This window comes from Mesorhizobium sp. M1A.F.Ca.IN.020.03.2.1 (assembly GCF_004023205.1).
In the GTDB taxonomy this organism is placed as follows: Bacteria; Pseudomonadota; Alphaproteobacteria; order Rhizobiales; family Rhizobiaceae; genus Mesorhizobium.
Genome location: NZ_RZSV01000120.1, coordinates 1 through 16686 on the forward strand (window position 1 = coordinate 1; position 16686 = coordinate 16686).

At 63.4% G+C, this 16686-nt stretch carries 18 protein-coding genes; 6 read left to right on the plus strand and 12 right to left on the minus strand.

Annotated features, from left to right (window positions below; all coding sequences use genetic code 11):
- The first annotated feature begins 165 nt into the window (after positions 1-165).
- The gene (gene efp / locus EOA79_RS19035; protein WP_067000944.1) at positions 166-735 is read left to right on the plus strand and encodes an elongation factor P; all 570 of its coding nucleotides are present in this window, start codon (positions 166-168) and stop codon (positions 733-735) included.
- Positions 736-931: 196 nt separating this feature from the next.
- Here efp and EOA79_RS19040 read toward each other — a convergent pair whose 3' ends face one another.
- The 7 genes from EOA79_RS19040 to EOA79_RS19075 form a co-directional block, all read right to left on the minus strand.
- The gene (locus EOA79_RS19040) at positions 932-2176 is read right to left on the minus strand and encodes a response regulator (RefSeq protein WP_245479253.1); all 1245 of its coding nucleotides are present in this window, start codon (positions 2174-2176) and stop codon (positions 932-934) included.
- A complete protein-coding gene (locus tag EOA79_RS19045) occupies positions 2094-2459 on the minus strand; it encodes a response regulator (RefSeq protein WP_095783172.1) in 366 nt (121 codons plus the stop codon). The genes EOA79_RS19040 and EOA79_RS19045 overlap by 83 nt, the downstream gene beginning before the upstream one ends.
- The gene (locus tag EOA79_RS19050; RefSeq protein WP_164748441.1) at positions 2456-5110 is read right to left on the minus strand and encodes a GAF domain-containing protein; all 2655 of its coding nucleotides are present in this window, start codon (positions 5108-5110) and stop codon (positions 2456-2458) included. Before EOA79_RS19050 ends, EOA79_RS19045 begins: the two co-directional genes overlap by 4 nt.
- Positions 5076-5636, minus strand: coding sequence for an SCO family protein (locus EOA79_RS19055; RefSeq protein ID WP_128293172.1), 561 nt, complete (start codon positions 5634-5636; stop codon positions 5076-5078). Before EOA79_RS19055 ends, EOA79_RS19050 begins: the two co-directional genes overlap by 35 nt.
- A gap of 20 nt (positions 5637-5656) precedes the next feature.
- A complete protein-coding gene (locus tag EOA79_RS19060) occupies positions 5657-6664 on the minus strand; it encodes an ABC transporter substrate-binding protein (protein WP_095801196.1) in 1008 nt (335 codons plus the stop codon).
- 46 nt (positions 6665-6710) lie between these two features.
- Positions 6711-7730: an ABC transporter substrate-binding protein gene (locus tag EOA79_RS19065; protein ID WP_127335715.1), complete on the minus strand. Its 1020-nt coding sequence runs from the start codon at positions 7728-7730 to the stop codon at positions 6711-6713.
- A 528-nt stretch (positions 7731-8258) separates the two neighbouring features.
- Complete coding sequence (locus EOA79_RS19075) at positions 8259-8924, minus strand: metalloregulator ArsR/SmtB family transcription factor (RefSeq protein WP_067000409.1); 666 nt, start codon at positions 8922-8924, stop codon at positions 8259-8261.
- A gap of 101 nt (positions 8925-9025) precedes the next feature.
- Between EOA79_RS19075 and EOA79_RS19080 the strand changes: the two genes are divergently transcribed.
- The 3 genes from EOA79_RS19080 (at position 9026) to EOA79_RS19090 (ending at position 12188) form a co-directional block, all read left to right on the plus strand.
- Complete coding sequence (locus EOA79_RS19080; RefSeq protein ID WP_095801194.1) at positions 9026-9757, plus strand: MBL fold metallo-hydrolase; 732 nt, start codon at positions 9026-9028, stop codon at positions 9755-9757.
- Positions 9745-10986, plus strand: coding sequence for an MFS transporter (locus EOA79_RS19085; RefSeq protein ID WP_095824802.1), 1242 nt, complete (start codon positions 9745-9747; stop codon positions 10984-10986). Before EOA79_RS19080 ends, EOA79_RS19085 begins: the two co-directional genes overlap by 13 nt.
- Before the next feature lie 113 nt (positions 10987-11099).
- Positions 11100-12188 carry an acyltransferase family protein gene (locus EOA79_RS19090; RefSeq protein WP_095824803.1) on the plus strand — a complete coding sequence of 363 codons (1089 nt, stop codon included), beginning with the start codon at positions 11100-11102 and terminating at the stop codon, positions 12186-12188.
- Positions 12189-12201: 13 nt separating this feature from the next.
- On the opposite strand, the gene EOA79_RS19095 is transcribed toward EOA79_RS19090, so the two are convergent.
- The 3 genes from EOA79_RS19095 to EOA79_RS19105 all read right to left on the minus strand — a co-directional run bounded on the left by EOA79_RS19095 (position 12202) and on the right by EOA79_RS19105 (position 14411).
- Entirely contained in the window at positions 12202-12390 is a 189-nt protein-coding gene (locus EOA79_RS19095) for a DUF1059 domain-containing protein (protein WP_067000403.1), read from the minus strand.
- Positions 12391-12499: 109 nt separating this feature from the next.
- Positions 12500-13159, minus strand: a complete 660-nt coding sequence (locus tag EOA79_RS19100; protein ID WP_095824804.1) for a PQQ-binding-like beta-propeller repeat protein — start codon at positions 13157-13159, stop codon at positions 12500-12502.
- Positions 13160-13190: 31 nt separating this feature from the next.
- Positions 13191-14411 (minus strand): helix-turn-helix domain-containing protein, encoded by a 1221-nt coding sequence (locus tag EOA79_RS19105; protein WP_095824805.1) that lies wholly within the window; start codon positions 14409-14411, stop codon positions 13191-13193.
- A 134-nt stretch (positions 14412-14545) separates the two neighbouring features.
- Here EOA79_RS19105 and EOA79_RS19110 point away from each other — a divergent pair, with 134 nt between their 5' ends.
- Together EOA79_RS19110 and EOA79_RS19115 are read left to right on the plus strand one after the other, a co-directional pair.
- Entirely contained in the window at positions 14546-15295 is a 750-nt protein-coding gene (locus tag EOA79_RS19110) for a DUF899 family protein (RefSeq protein WP_067329733.1), read from the plus strand.
- A 76-nt stretch (positions 15296-15371) separates the two neighbouring features.
- Positions 15372-15701 (plus strand): hypothetical protein, encoded by a 330-nt coding sequence (locus EOA79_RS19115; RefSeq protein ID WP_245322385.1) that lies wholly within the window; start codon positions 15372-15374, stop codon positions 15699-15701.
- Here EOA79_RS19115 and EOA79_RS19120 read toward each other — a convergent pair.
- Entirely contained in the window at positions 15632-16093 is a 462-nt protein-coding gene (locus EOA79_RS19120; RefSeq protein WP_082954105.1) for a response regulator, read from the minus strand. The two genes, EOA79_RS19115 and EOA79_RS19120, sit on opposite strands and share 70 nt — an antisense overlap.
- Before the next feature lie 40 nt (positions 16094-16133).
- Positions 16134-16686 (minus strand): sensor histidine kinase (locus EOA79_RS19125; protein ID WP_164893884.1); only part of this gene is annotated, 553 nt, incomplete at its 5' end.

Here is a 16686-nt window from a genome sequence, read left to right on the forward strand (position 1 = left end):
AACATGCGGCGTCCACCATCGCGAAGCGGCGGTCATGGGCGGGAAAATCGCCGAGGAGGCTGGCGGTTCGACGCAAGATGCGCTACGGCGCACGCGATGGCCGCCGTCGGCGCTTCGTGGGCAAAGACGCTTGCAGGCCGAAAAACTCGATTGGGATTGAATATCGTGGTCAAGGTCATCGCCAGTTCCTTACGCAAAGGCAACGTCGTCGATAAGGACGGCAAGCTCTATGTCATCCTCTTTGCCGAAAACATCCACCCTGGCAAGGGCACGCCGGTGACGCAGCTCGACATGCGCCGCATCGGCGACGGGGTGAAGATCTCGGAGCGCTACCGCACGACCGAGATGGTCGAGCGCGCCTATGTCGAGGAGCGCGAGCACACCTTCCTCTATTCCGACGGCGAAGGCTTCCATTTCATGAACCCGGAAAGCTACGACCAGGTCGTGGCCTCAGAAAGCGTGGTCGGCGACATGGCGCCCTACCTGCAGGAAGGCATGGCGGTGCAGCTGGCGCAGTTCAACGGCGCGCCGATCTCGCTGACGCTGCCGCAGCGCGCTGTCTTCGAGGTGGTCGATACCGAGCCGGTCACCAAGGGCCAGACGGCGTCCTCGTCCTACAAGCCTGCGGTGCTCTCCAACGGCGTGCGCACGGCCGTGCCGCCGCACATCACGACCGGCACGCGCGTGGTGGTGATGACCGCCGATGGCTCCTATGTCGAGCGCGCCAAGGACTGAGGGTACAGCAGTCAACTATCACAGCTCGCCTGCGGCCAGGCGGGCCTATCGTCAGCACGGTTTGTCCGCCGTCTGGGCGTGAGGCCCTGACCCGAAGCGGATTTGCGGTTGCCGCGACGTGAACGGCAGATCCGCGCCGCGGCGCCGGTGGTTCGACGCACCGCATCTCTCGAACGAAGCCGGAGTGCGCTCAACGCTAGATTGGCCGACCGATCCACCGCACGATTTCATAGGCAGGCATCGGGCGGCGAAAGCCCTTCAGCGTCAGTTCGCCAACAGGAACGGATTCGACCAACGACTCGACAGCTCCGAGGACTCGTTGGCTAACAAGAATCTGGCGCGATTTGGCCTCCTCGCATAAACGGGCGGCATGGTTCGACACAGTGCCGATGACGGCATAGTCCGAGCGCTGATCAAAACCGATGCGCCCGATGGTTGCGTGGCCCCTGGCAATGCCGATCCCAAAGCCAAGCAAATAGTCCCGCTTGCGCCATCGCTCGGAATGCTCGTCAATCGCTTCGCGCATTGCGGCAGCCATCGAGACAGCTCTCTCACTGTGGTCGGCACATGGCATTGGATCGTTGAAAACCACGACGATACCGTCGCCCACGAACCGCTCGAGCGTCCCCTCGTGACGGACGATTTGTTCGCCGAGACAGGAATGATACTCGGCCAGAACTGTCATGACTTCTTCGGGTTCGGCGGTCTCTGCGAACGCCGTGAAGCCGCGCAAATCGCAAAAGACAACCGTCACCTCGCGGCGGTGGCTCTGCAAGAGCGCATCTCCATTGCCCGCCGCAACGATGAGGTCGGCGACCTGTTCGGGCAGGAACCGCCTGAGCCGCGCCATTCGCTCGAGCTCCGTCACCTGGCCGGCGACGGTTTCCTCGAGCGAGCGGTTCCAGTCGGAAAGTTGCGCGGCTTGGTCCTCAAGGCGCTTGGCTTGGCTCGCGACAGTGTCGTGAAGCGCCTTCTGGCGCAACATCGAGCGCACCCGCGCCAGCAGCGCCCTGTGCTCGAAGGGCTTTGTCAGATAGTCGTCGCCACCGGCGTCCAGCCCCTCGACCACGTCGCGCGTGTCGGCTTTCGCGGTGACCAGAATGACGGGGATCGATCGCAGCGATTGATCCTGCTTGAGCATGCGGACCACACTGATGCCGTCGAGCTTCGGCATCATGATGTCGAGCAGGATCAGATCCGGCGTGAGTTCGCGGGCTTTCGCAAACCCCTCTTCACCATCGGCGGCGGTTACAACTTCATAGCCATTCGCCTCGAGACGCATGCGCAGGATCTCGAGGTTTTCCGGAGTATCGTCAACCGCGAGAATGCGAGGCGGATCGTGCAAGGTGTTGCCTCCCTCAAGAAAGGAAACCGCGAATCTCGGAAAGCAGCTGGCGTGGACTGAATGGCTTGGCAATGTAACCATCGCACCCAGCAGCAAGGGCTTTCGCCTTGTCGCCCGACAACGCGTAGGAGGTGACGGCGATAATCGGAATGTGCCGGAGCGCCGGGTCGGCCTTGATGCGGCGGGCCGCTTCATACCCGTCGATCACCGGGAGCTGAATGTCCATAAGGATCAGGTCTGGCCTGTGTGCTGCGGCTGCAGCGATGCCGGCGGCACCGTCCGCCGCCTCGATCAGTTCGTACTCGGTGGTGGCAATGAGATCGCGGATGATTTGGCGGTTGTCCTCGGTGTCTTCGACCATCAGGATTCGTTTGCTCATGCGGCCCTCACGTCCTCATTCATCCTGATCGGGACCTTCAGACGGAATGTCGACCCTGACCCGATCACGGACTCGACGTCTAAGGTTCCGCCATGCATTTCGGCGATGCGCTTCGAGATCGCCAGGCCAAGACCTGTGCCACCTTTCTGCCTGGTGCTGCTGTTGTCGACTTGCTGGAATTCTTCGAAGATGAGAGCCTGGTCTTTGGACGCAATGCCGGGACCGGTGTCTCGGACGGCGATCTCGAAGTTCCCATCGACCGCATCGGCAAGAATGTCGACTGCACCTGTTTCGGTGAACTTGACGGCATTGCCTGCGAGATTGAGCAGAATCTGCGTCAAACGGCGTTCGTCCCCACGGCCGATTGGAAGGTTCTCGGCAACAGTCGCTGAAAGCTCAAGACCCTTCGCCCGTGCCAGCGGCTCGACCGCCGTAAGGGTCGATCGGACAATCTGCGCGACGGAGTAGTCCTCGATCGCCAGCGTGAGCTGGCCGGCTTCGATCTTGGACAGGTCGAGCACGTCGTTGATGAGCCCGAGGAGGTGACGGCCGTTTGCCTGCACACGCGCGACGGTCGCCTTTGCCTTGTCCGGGAGTTCGCCATAGATGCCGTCGACCAGCAGTTCTGTGAAGCCCAGAACTGAATTGAGCGGTGTCCTGAGTTCGTGGCTCATATTCGCCAGGAACTGGGACTTGTGGCGGCTGGCTGCTTCCAGCTCCTCGCCTTTCTCCTCGATCTCGCGGAACAGCTTGGCATTCTGGATCGCGACCACCGATTGGGCTGCGAAGGTCTCCAACAGGTGAACAACTTGCTCATCGAAGGCGCCTGGCTTGTGGCGCCTGACGACCAATGCACCGACGATCTTGTTGGGCCTCAGCAGCGGAACGATCAGGATGCCGCGATATCCGGCGTCGAGGATCGTCTTTCTCACAAGGAAGGATGAGGTTTCCTTGCCGAGGTCGGGAAACTGCACCGGCATGCACCGTCCGGGCGCGTCGCCAATACCCATATCGGCCAGCCCGATCGTCTGCTGCGAGACTGCGGCGATAAGCTCATCGCTCATCCCAAAGTTTGCGCGAGGGCGGAATTGCTGCCGCGTGCTGCTGAACACATAGATCGTGCCAGCATCCGTCGCCGACAACTGGACCGCCTTGGCAACGATCGTCTTCAGCACCGTGTCGAGATCCAGCGTCGAATTGACCGCCTTGCTCACTTCGCCGAGCGCCTCGAGCTCACCGACCGACGCCGCAAGCTCGCGCGTCCGTGCCTGCACCGCCTCGAAGAGCCGCGCATTTTCGATGGCGATCACGGCCTGGTCGGCAAATGTCTCGACGAGCGCGATCTCCTTGGGACTGAACGGTTGCGGTTCAGCCCTCGTCATGACGAATACGCCAACGAGATCACCTTCCCGCAACAGGGGGGCAGCGAGGACGGTGCGGAATCCGCCTGCCTCAGCGATCAAGGCGACGCGGTAGTCCGGATCAGCGGTCACGTCTTCGATTTGCACGATCCGCCGTTCTTCGATTACGCGCCCTACGGCGGAGCCTCGCCCAGCGGCAAGCGCTGGAAGTGGATTGGCGTCGACATAGGCACGGAAACTGGGCGGGTAGCCAAGCGTCGACACATAGCGGAATACGCCATCAAGCAACTGCACGATGCCACCCTTGTCGGCGCGACAGAGCCTGACAGCCGATTCCACCAACGTATCGAGCACCACCTGTAGATCGAAGGTAGAGCGGCTGATGACCTTCAGAACGTCTGCAGTGGCTGTCTGCTGCTGAAGGGCTTCGTCGAGCTGCTGCGTGCGTGTCTCAATCTCCTGATACAGGCGGCCCAGCTGGTCGGAGGTCTGGTTGACGTTAGCAGCGAGCACTCCAAGTTCGTCGCGATTGGCGACGGCAACCCGTTGGGCGAAGTCGCCGGCCGCTATCTGGCTGAGACGCGTCTCGATCTTCTTGACCGGTTCGATCAACGACCAGGAGATGATGTAACCGAGCCCCAACGCCAGCAGGATACTGCCCACGGCAAACGAAACCACGATCAGTCTGGACGTGCCGTACGCACCCTCGGTCGTTTCGATGGCCGCCACCATGTCGGCTTCGGCCATGTTGACCAGCTGGTTTGTCAGCCGCTCGAGGCGATCAGCCGACGGTATGATTTCATCAAGCTGAACCTTGCGCGCCTCCTCGGTACGGCCCGCGCGGACAAGCTCTGCCACGTGCGTCACCCCGGCCGTCAGTTTCTCGTACTCTTGCCTGACCTGGCCAAGCACTTCCACCTCGGCTTTGGCGACGAACTCCATGCGCTCGAGGTCGTAGCCGAACTGATTGAGCTGGCGCAGCGCCGTATCCAGCATCCGGTTATCCTGTAGCAACAGGGCGGTGGAAATACCGTAGAGCTGGGTGGTCGTATCGTGCTGTACTTGGCGGTAGGCCGCGATCCTGCGCTGCAGCTTGATCAGCTCGTTGGTCTGATCGTTGACCCCACTCAGCACCTGCAACCCGACGGCACCGAGCACGATGAGCAGGCCGACGATCGACAGGAACGCGATCAAGAGCTTGGTCTGGACGCGCGCCGGCAGCCGGGCAACCCAGCCAACGAGCCAGTTCGTTATGCTATTTGGTTTCGTCCAAGAGGCCGAGAAGGTCACCCCGGAACTCCTCCAAGTCGAACCGGACGCCAAGATATTGTACTCGCAAGATGCCATTCGGGTCTACGAGCGAGGTCAACAAGGTATGGTCGACATCACCGTTCGCCGCCTGCTTCGCGAAGACCCCATATTTCCGTCCAACCTCATGGACAATCGCCGGATCGCCGGTAAGAAACGACCAGCCCTTCAGATCGGCGCCAAAATTCTGCGCATACTCCTTCAAAACATCGGACGTATCGCGCTCCGGGTCGACGGTGATCGAAATGAAGGCGATCTTGGGTCCGAACGCACTGCCCAACTTTTCCTGCACGCTGGCCATCTGGGCGGTCAGCATGGGACAGACGTCGGCACAGTGCGTATAGATGAATGCGATGGCGATCACCTTGCCGCGAAAGTCGTGCAGCGAGACGCGCTCCCGGTCCTGCGACGTCAGCGTAAAGTCTGGAGCCGGTCCGATTGCCGGCAATCGCTCATCGTGCTGCGCGTCATGCGCCTGCGCTGGCCCGGCCATCAGCGCCAGCAGCAAGATACGGGCTGCCAACCCGCTCACGTCTTGAGCTCACGCTTCAGTTGCTCCAGGAATCGCCAGTCTGTTCCCTCGGCGATGATCTGCTGTGGGCTCGACTTGATCATGCCCGTCTCCTGCATGCGCAGCGCGTAGAAGCGCATCGACGCTTCGGCATCGTAGTCCCGCCATACGCCGTATCGCGTGTCGCTCAGCGTTTGCAGCGCGATTTCGTAGCTGGGGACGAAACCTCGATCGACCATTTGCGCTGCACTCCATGCGGGGTCCGAAATGCATAGGTCGGCGCCCTTGAGGATGGCCCTGAGCACGCGCTTGGTCGCCACCGGGTATCTGTTCACGTAGTCCGCAGCGGCCGAGGTCATGCAGCAGAAGTGCTGCGACCAAGGGCGATCGAGGGTCGTGTTGAGGATCGTGTGGCCGATTTTCTTTGCGCGCAGTTGCTGCGTTTCCGGCGGCGTGAAGAGATATGCATCGAACTTTCCGTCGGCGAAGGCTTCCACCGGCTTGCTTTCCTCGATCCATTCGATGTCGTTGACGGGATCCAGTCCAATATAGGCGGCCATCAGGGCGACCAGCACGCGCGACGGCGCATGGATGTCATGCATGCCTACCCGCTTGCCCTTGAGATCCGGGATGCCTTGGATGCTGTCGTTGGCGATTAGCTCGAGGCACCCCGAATGCAGACCGCCAAGCACCCTGATTGGCACGCCCGCGTCGATCGATGCGACATGGACCGGCGCGTAGTTCATGCTGAAATCCGTGTCGCCGCGTGCAATCCACACCGCCTGATCGACTTTTTCGTCGCCCTGCACGTAGCGGACGTCGGTGAAGCCCTCCGCTTTGAGGAACTCTCCGGCCAGGTACATCCCTGCCCAGCAGTAGGCGCCATCGATCCACCGCGGCAAGCGAACAGAGGTCGTTTCAGGGGGTGCCTCGGCCCAAGCGTCGGTCGTTGTGCCGATGAGAGCTGCAGCGCCTGCTGCCGCAGCTCCGGCCATGAAGTGGCGGCGGTTCTGGATGATTTGCATGGGGTTCTCCCTCACGTGGAAAATGGGCACGCGGGTGGCTGCCTAGTCAGGTCTTCAGCTCGTGCTTCAGTTCGTTGAAGAAACGCCAGTCGGTGCCTTGGGCCAACAGCTTCTGGGGGGTGCTCCTCAGCATCCCGACCTCGTGGAGACGCAGGGCGTAGAAGCGCAGGGTGTCCTCAGCGCTATACTCACGCCAACCGTAGGGGATCGCCTTCATGACCTGGAGGGCATGGTCATAGCGCTTAGTATAACCCTGCTGCACCAAGAACTGGGCGGACTGCTCGGGCTCGCTGGCGCAGAAATCCGCCGCTTTCAAGATGGCGCGGAGGGCGCGTTTGGTGGCCACCGGATGCGTACGGACGAACTCCCGCCCCCCAGCCAACATACAACAGAAGTATTGCGACCAGGGCCGGTCCACGGTGCTGCTGATCACCACATGGCCGATCTGCTGCTCCCGCATCTCCTGCGGTTCGGGGGGAAAGCCCAAATAGGCATCGATCTTCCCCTCACTCAGGAGCCGGATGGACTCGGGTCCCGGATGCATGACGAAGTGTATGTCCTTATGGAGGTCCAGGCCGACATACGCCGTCATAGTGGCGAGAAAGACGTATCGGCTGGAATCTAGCGCTGGCACGGCCACGGTCTTCCCCTTGAGATCGCGGATCGACTGGATGCGATCGGTCCCGAACAGTTCAAAGCAGCCGACGTGGAGGCCTGCCAGGATGACGATGGGATCCCCCGCCTCCAGGCGGAGAAGGAGCGGGGCGGCGAAATGCGCACTGAGGTCGGCTTCACCGGAGGCGAGGGCCGGCGCGATGTCTGCCGTCCCCTCTCTTTGGAGGTAGTGCACCTCGGTGAACCCTTCGCTGCGCAACAGTTCTTCGGCTACATACTGGGGGGCCTGACAGATGCTGGGAACCCGGACGAGCCGGATCCGCGTCGTCTCAGGCGGTGGCTCCGCAGCGGCGCGCCTGGGGTGCCAGCCCAGAAGCCCCGCTGCCCCCGCCAGCGTAATCCCACGCAGGAACCTCCGTCGGCTGAACCGTCCGGGATATACGGTATGCATGGGAACCTCCTTTCCAGATGGTGGCCAGTGCGACACTGAGAACACTGACCCGTGGATGCTGTGTTGTGCACAGTCGGCCGTACCTGCATGGCGGGCTCTGGGCTTGCCGCTTGCTCACATCTTCAGCTCTCGCTCCAGCGGCGGTTCCGCATGGAGTGACCTCGGAAGGACGACGACACCGGCAGCGCCTGCCAGGGCAGCACCGGCTAGGAATCGTCGGCGGGTTTGCGTGATCTGCTGCATCGGAACGCTCCCATTCCGAATCGCGAAGGGCAATTCTGGCCGGAACCGAGCAAAAGAGGTTTCGACAGAGGCAGGTGGTCTTGTGGGCGCGACGAGTGGTGTGGATGCTAGCGCCCAGTCCGGTGCGGGAGTCTTGCGCTCTCAGTCGCCGGCTCATTTATTAGCAACCGACGATATGTCACGATACGCCCAATTTGCGTCGGCTGCGAGCCCAAAACTTGCTCGCGCCTCTTGCCCCAGAACCGCTGCCCATTTTTGGGCGACATGCATTTGTTAGCGACACCGTCAGGCCGCCATTTCCACCGGAAGGCCAGCGGCTTTCCATTCCGGCATGCCGTCCTCGAGGCGGCGCACGGAATGGCCAAGCGAGCGCAGCGCGGCCACCGCCTCGAAGGACATCACGCACCATGGGCCGCGGCAGTAGGCGACGATTTCCCGTCCGGGGTCGGCACCCTGGGACCAGGCCTTGACTTCTCCGAGGGGAACATTGACCGCGCCGGGCACGTGGCCAAGCGCGAACTCGTCCGGCGGGCGCACGTCGATCAGCGTCACCAGCCCGTCGCGCATCAGCGCCTGAAGCTCGCCGCGCGTGACCGGCTGTATGTCGTCACGTGCCTCGAAACAGTCGCGCACAATGCGATCGACCTCAGCAAGCTGCCGCTCGGCAATGCCGCGCACCGCAGCAAAGGCCGACAGCACGCTCGCATCGCTCAGCGAATAGCGCACGTATTTGCCGTCGCGTTCGGCCGAGACGATGCCGGCGCGGCGCAGCGCCTGCAGATGCTGGGAGATGTTGGCGATCGGCTGGCCGAGCTTCGCAGCAAGCGCTTCGACGCTGCGCGAGCCTTGCGCCAAATGCTCGATCAGTTCCAGGCGCAGCGGATTGCCGAGCGCCTTGGCGACGATCGCGAACTGTTCGTACAGCGCCAGCTTCGGATTGCGGATTGACATCGACCTTTCTGCGACCCATCGTCATTCAATGTAATTATTGAATGATGGTTTCGACCTGCCGTCAAGCCAAGCGACCCGCAATTGCCCTTTGGAGAAAAGCGATGATTCTCAGGCAGTTCCTGCATACCGACCCGGTCGCCGCCTCCTATTTGTTCGGCTGCGGCGGCAAGGCGTCTGCTGCCGTCGTCGATCCGGTCGGCGAGATCGCGCCTTATGTCGAGGCGGCGCGCGCGACAGGCATGCGCATCCTCTATGTCGTCGACACGCATATCCACGCCGACCATATCTCGGCAGGCCGTGCGCTCGCCGAAGCGACGGGCGCCGAATACGTGCTGTTCGAAGGCGCCGAGGCGGGCTTCCCGTTCCGCCACGTGAAGGACGGCGAGGTGCTGGAGCTCGGCAATGTGACGGCGACCGTGATGCACACGCCCGGCCACACGCCGGAGCATCTGAGCCTTTTAGTCACCGACCGAACGCGGTCGACCGAGCCCTGGTTCGTGCTCACCGGTCACACGCTGATGGTTGGCGATCTCGGTCGCACCGAGCTTGCTTCGAGCGCCGAGGACGGAGCCCGCGCGCTCTATGCCAGCGTGCGCCGGCTGAAGGAATTGCCCGATCACATCGAGGTGCTGCCGGGCGCCTATTCCGGCTCGGTGTGCGGCCGCTCGCTCAGCGGCAAGCCGACATCGACCATCGGCTTTGAGCGGCGCTTCAACAAGGCCTTCCGCATCGAGGACGTCGACCAGTTCATCGCCGCCATGACCGCCGACATCCCTCCCCCGCCGCCGGACGCGGCCCGGACCCGCGCCGCCAACGCCGGATCGCGATCGTGAGCGCAACGGCGCCTGCCGTCGCGCTCGGCCTCAAGGCCAACTGGAAACAGTTCGCGCTGCTGGTGCTGATCAACGCCTTTGTCGGCGGCATGGTCGGCATCGAGCGAACCGTCGTGCCGCTGATCGGCGCGGAGGAATTCCACGTTGCTTCCACGACGCTCGTCACCTCGTTCATCGTGAGCTTCGGCGTGGTCAAGGCCTGCGCCAATCTCGTCTCCGGCCAGCTTGCCGACACATGGGGTCGCAAGCGCGTGCTGATCCTCGGCTGGCTGTTCGGCCTCCCGGTGCCCTTCATGATCATCTGGGCGCCGAGTTGGGGGTGGATCATTGCCGCCAACGCGCTGCTCGGCATCAACCAGGGACTTGCCTGGTCGATGACCGTCATCATGAAGGTCGATCTGGTCGGGCCGAAATCGCGCGGGCTCGCCGTCGGCCTCAACGAGTTCGCCGGCTACCTCGCCGTCGGCGTCACCGCATTTCTGACCGGCTATCTGGCCAGCCGCTACGGGCTGCGCCCGGTGCCGATCTATCTCGGCATCGGCTATGCGATCCTGGGTGCCGCGCTGTCGATCCTTCTGGTGCGCGACACGCGCGAGCATGTGCGGCTGGAACTGGCCAACGATCCGAAAGCTGTCTCCCCGCTCGGCTTTCGCGAGATCTTCATGCTGACCTCTTTCCGGGACCGCAATTTGTTCGCGGCCTCGCAGGCGGGCCTGGTCAACAATCTGAACGACGGCATGAGCTGGGGGCTTTTTCCGCTCTTCTTCGTCGCCAACGGGCTTGGCGTCGAGCGCATCGGCATCCTCAAGGCGGTCTATCCCGCTGTCTGGGGCGTCTTGCAGGTCGCAACCGGGCCATTGAGCGACCGTTGGGGCCGCAAGGGCCTGATCGTCGCCGGCATGTGGGTGCAGGCTGCCGGACTTCTGCTCACCGCCATGACGCGGGACTTCGGCTGGTGGCTGCTGGCAAGCCTCTTGCTCGGCCTTGGCACGGCGATGGTCTATCCAAGCCTGATCGCGGCGGTATCGGACGCATCGCATCCCTCCTGGCGGGCGCGCTCGCTCAGCGTCTATCGCTTCTGGCGCGATCTCGGCTACGCAATCGGAGCGCTGTCGGCGGGCCTCATCGCCGACTTCTTCGGCTTCGCCGCGGCGATCGCGGCGATCGCGGCGCTGACCTTCCTCTCGGGTGTAATCGTGGCGGTGGCGATGCGAGAGACCAGCCGCTGACCCGGCACTGAGCTCCAGCCCGACAGCGCCGCGTTTACGATATCCGAAGCTTCATGCTGCTAGAGACGCGCCTGTCCGGTACTATGGCGCTGGGTGCCTTTGCGGGGTCTTTCATGAACATTTCGACGCGCATGCCGTGGGTGGACACGGCAAAAGGTCTTTCGATCATCCTGGTGGTGATGATGTATTCCGCCTACAACACCGGTGAATATACCGGCGGCGTCGGCTTCCTGCATTATGTCATCGGCTTCGCGACCCCGTTCCGGATGCCGGAATTCTTCCTGATCTCGGGGCTGTTCCTGTCGCAGGTGATCGACCGGCCTTGGCGACGCTATATCGACCGGCGCGTCGTCCACTACCTCTATTTCTATGTCCTGTGGGCGGTCATCTCGATCGGGCTGAAGATCGGCATCTTCAGCCGCGATCCCGCCGGCATGCTGCACGACCTCGCCGTGGCTGTCGTCCAGCCCTATGGCGTGCTGTGGTTCATCTACATGCTGGCCGTGTTCGGCCTCGTGGCGCGCGTCCTGCGCGACCTAGGCGTGCCGCACTGGATCGTCATCTTGGTTGCCGCCGCGCTGCAGATGTGGGCGCCGCATTCGGACAGCTATGCGCTCACGCAATTCGCCGCCTATTTCGTGTTCTTCTATCTCGGCTTCGTCATGGCGCCGCTGGTGTTCCGGCTGGTCGCGTGGACGCAAGCCCGTCCGGCGATCGCCGCTGCCGGGCTGATCGTGTGGGCCATCGTCAACGGCCTGCTCGTCTATTCGCCGGGCTATGCCGTCGAGCCGGTCGGCATGCAGATGGGCCTGGCGGCATGGCCGCCGCTGCATCTTACGCTGGCCGTCGCCGGCGCGGTGGCGCTCTGCGTCGCCGGCGGATTCCTGTCGAAATTCGCCGCGATGGAATGGCTGCGTTGGCTCGGCGAGCATTCGCTGGTCGTCTATGTCGCCTTCACCATCCCGATGTCGATCTTCCGCGGGATCATGCTGGCAAGCGGCCTTCTGACCGATACCGGCATGCTCAGCCTCGCGGTGCTGCTCGTCTCGGTCATCAGCCCGGTCATTCTCTACTTCATCGTCAAGCGCACCGGCTTCGGAACCTTCCTGTTCGAGCGACCGGCCTGGGCGCATGTCGACAGACCGACTGCCGGCCAGATCTCAAACAAGGGCGTTGCCCGGCCGGCGCGCGAGGCGGCTTGATGCAGAAGCGCGCCTAGCTTCCGATTATCATCGCCTGTAGCTGCTTCCGGTCCTCTTGGGACCATTGGCTCGGGTCTTCACCATGCGCGGACCGGGCATGAAGCTCAACGTGCTTCATCACCTCTTCCGCGTTTTCTGCCGTGAAGCTCCCGGGACAGGCTTCCATTCCCGGATAGTCCTTGCACCGATACGTATACGCCATCGCTGCCTCCGTTTTTAGGAACGCCTAATGGAGCGATGGGGCGAGACCTTTGTCAATGGACTGGTCTTAGACTGAAGACCACCGCCATGCAAAGCCTGGCTAGGGCCGGCTATTTGCCGACTGTCGTGTCCTTGTCATGGTTGTACCCAGGACGGCGCACGGCCTTGATCTTGCCGCTGCTGCCGCCTCCGCAGAAGAAGCAGCCGCGGCCATCGGATTCCAGTCCCGACACGCCGGAGGGCATCGCCAGCTCCTGCAGCACATCGCCCGTCTCGGGGTCGATGCGCAAGAGATCGCCCTCCTCCCCTTCCCAGGTGGCATGCCAGAGCTCGCCGTCGACCCAGGTGACGCCGGTGACGACGCGCTTCGACTCGATGGTGCGGATCACCTTGCCAGTTTCAGGATCGATCTGATGGATCTTGTGGGCCCTGTATTCGCCGACCCAAAGCGAACCTTCGGCCCAGGTAAGCCCGGAGTCGCCGCCGTTGCCGGGGGCGGGAATGGTGGCGACGACCTTGCCTGTCTTCGGGTCGACCTTGTGGATGCGGTCCTCGCCGATCTGGTAGAGATGCTCGCCGTCGAAGGCGGACCCGGCATGCGAGGCGACGTCGATCGACTGCACGATCGCGCCGCTCTCCGGGTCAAGCGCCTTCAGCTTGTCGCCGGTGGCGAACCAGACATTCTTGCCGTCATAGGTGACGCCATTGATGCGCTCGGCATCCGGAAAGGGGCCGTATTCGCGCAGGATCTCGGCAGCGGCTCGTTTCATTTTCGATCTCCATTCGAACAATGGCCGCAGACTAGTCGCTCGGCAGCGGACCCGGGAGTAACAAGACAGTCGGGAATCCGGTCACCGGCGGCGTCATCCAGCGGCGCGCCCTGCCGCGGCCGACCGCCTGCACCTTGTTGTCGGCCGAAAGCGCTTCCAGCGCCCGCTGCACGGTGCGCGGGCTGGCGCCGAGCGCGATCGCCAGCGCCGAGCTCGACCAGGACTCGCCGTCGGCGAGGAAGGCGAGCACTGCGCCATGCTCCTCCTCGACAGGCGGCGCCAGCACTACGACCTCGGCTGCGGTCAGCGGCGTTAACGCAAAACCGGCGGCCGTCGCGTTGATTTCCGCCAGCGCGTTCATTTCGGCGCGCAGCCGGCCCATCTCGACCCTGAGCCGCGCACGATGCGATTCATCGGCGTGCCTGGCGCGGAAGGCGCGCTTCAGCAGCGCCTCCCGCGACGCATCCGCGGGCCAGGCCTCGGCCAGCGTGCGCGCCAGCGCAAACAGCACCGGCCGCGTCGCCAGCGACACTACGGTGTCGGCTTTGCGCACGACATTGCGGCAGGCATCGACGACGAGGGCGCCTGAGGTGAGCAGCGACTCGACCTCGTCGAGGTGCAGCGGAGTCTCCAAACCGTTCGATACGAGCCGCGCGACGGGCGTGTTCAGCACCTGCGATGCGCTTTCGACCTCCGCCTTCAGCGCCGGGATATTGGCTTCATAGGCCGCGAGAGCGGCTCGGCCAAGCGCGGCGCGCGCAGCCCTCGTCCGCAGGCGCCTGACCGCGATGCCCGCGGCCGCGAGCTCGTGCGCGACGCGCGCGACCGGCGGCAACGGCCCCGGATCGAAGCCGGCAAGCAGCCGCTCGGCTTCGTCGAGCCGGCCGATCAGGATGAGGCGGCGCGCTTCGAGGCTGCCGGCATAGGCGGCATTGACCCGATCTCCATGCGCTTGAAGCGTCGTGCGGGCGGCTCGCAACGCTTTGTCCGGCCAGCCGAGATCGCGCGAGACCAGCGCGATCTCGGCCTCGGCGACGACGCAGCGGGCGCGCGCCACCGCCTCTTTCGGGCTGAAGGCGCGGGCGGCGCTCTTCAGCAGCGCCTTGGCCTTGGCGAAGTCGCCGAGCTGCGCCATCGCGATGCCGCGCAGCGCCAGCGCGGGGGCGTCGTCGCGCAACGCGACGCGCTTCAGGGCGCCCAGCGGATCACCGGTCGCGAGCGCGCGGCCGGCGGCATTGATCATCGAGTCCATGCAATGCCCGCCCCGATGCCCCCTTCCGGGTCTGCCGGATCAAATCGCGTCACACTTGTAACTCTCACCATCGCGCCATCCGGCTCTAAGTTTCCCTTGTCACCCCAACCAAACGCAAGAACGGGACAAGAGCAATGACCCAACACATGAAGACACCACCGGTCGTTTCGCCGGAAGCCTGGGAAGGCGCGTATGAAGAAATGCTGGTGAAGGAAAAGGCGCTCACCCGCGCCCGCGACGCGCTGGCTGCGGAACGCCGCCGCATGCCGTGGATGCCTGTCGAGAAGGACTATGTGTTCGAAGGCCCAAACGGCAAGGCAAGCCTGCTCGACCTCTTCGAAGGCCGCCGGCAACTGGTCATCTACCGCGCCTTCTTCGAGCCCGGCGTCTATGGCTGGCCGGAGCACGCCTGCCGGGGCTGCTCGCTCGGCGCCGACATGGTCGGCAACCTCGCCCATCTCAACGCCCGCGACACTACGCTTGCCTATGCGTCCCGGGCGCCGCAGGCCGACATTCAGCGGCTGAAGCAGCGGATGGACTGGAAGATGCCCTGGTACACCATCACCGACAGCTGGGACAAGGATTTCGGCGTCGACGAATGGCACGGCCACAACGTCTTCATCCATGACGGCAACCGCATCTTCCGCACCTATTTCGTCAACAATCGCGGCGACGAGGCGTTCGGCACAGTGTGGAGCTATCTCGACGTCACCCCGCTCGGCCGCCAGGAGGTGTGGGAGGATTCGCCCGAGGGCTATCCGCAGACCCAGACCTACAAGTGGTGGAACTGGCACGACAACTATGAGGAAGGCGCCGCGCCCGACCAGCGATGGGTCGAGGTCTCGGATGCCGGCGAAGCGGCGTTTCGCAACAAGAACGCCTGAGCGCGAAGCGACTCTGGCGGCGTCGCCCGCGCCGCCAGAGCCGAACTTTCCTGAGAGCAGTTGGAAGGTGGAGATCATGAGCATCGACAATCCCACCCCTCGCCCGGCAGGCCTGAGCGGATTCGGCCTGGCCGACTGGTTATGTCTCGCGGCGGCGCCGACCTTTGCCGTCATGGCGTTGCTCACGGCCGCCGGTAGCGGACCGGACGCGATGTGCATGTCCGGGCCCGGAGCCTCCGTGCTCAGCGGCATGGCGCCGATGTATTTCCTGATGGCTGCCTTCCACCTCGCGCCCTGGCTGCGGCTGCTCGCCAGAGGGGCGGCGGATTCGGCGTTTCAACCTGCCGACGAGCTGCCGGACCTAAGCGCGGAGCGGATGGCTGAGAGCAGGGATGCCGGCGTGTAGGGCTTTACCAGCCAGCCCAGCGGCTCCGCTGGCGCTGCCCGGGCGCGGACGTCGGAATCGGAATGCGCCGTCGCAAAAACCGACCGCAAACCGTAAATTCGAAACAACTCCAGGGCAGTTTGAATTCCATCCATGGCCCCGGACAGCCGGATATCCATCACAACCAGATCAGGCCGGTCCGCAGCTGCGCTATCGAGCGCTTCCTCGCCCGAGCCAACGACCACGACCTCGAAACCGGCCGCGGTCAGAGTGCTCTCCATCTCGAGGGAGATGAGAAAATCGTCCTCGACGACCAAGATCCGCGTGGGCAATGCGGCGGCCACAGGTTCGGCCGACGCGGCTTTCGTTGGGATTGGCCGACGGCGTCCGTGTGGGGCAGCAAGCTCGGTCATCGAGAGCCATCCAGGAACTGAAGAAGAGCCGGCAAGAACTTCATGAGAACCGAATGCTGCAGCGCGTCTTCGGTTCCTTGGTAACGACAAGCTTGCCGTGCAGCTGCCGCGCCAAGCCCTGAACCAGCTTCAATCCGGACGAACGGTCGCGGACCGAAGCCAGGTCAAAGCCGGGACCGCTGTCTTCGACGAATACCTGGAAGCCGTCGACATCGCGCCGAAGCCCGACCCGGATTGTGCCGGCTCCGTCGGGAGTTCCATATTTTATGGCGTTGGTCAGAAGCTCGTTCAGGATCAGCGCCAGCGGCATGGCAACGTCATTCGAAAGCTTTGCATCATCAGCCTCGAACTCAACCGCGACTTCCTTCGGGAAGGTCTGCTTTATTGTCCCGCAAACCGCAAGCAAGAAACCCTTCGCGTTGAACTGCCTCGAATCGACCGTCTCGTACAGGACCTGCTGAGCAGCGGCCATGGCCGCGACGCGGTTGCCGGCTTCACGCAAGATTTCTCGCGCTTGCGGGTTCGCTGCCCGTTGACCCGCCAAGCTCAGCAGTGACTGCAGCATCTGCATGTTGTTCTTCACACGATGATTG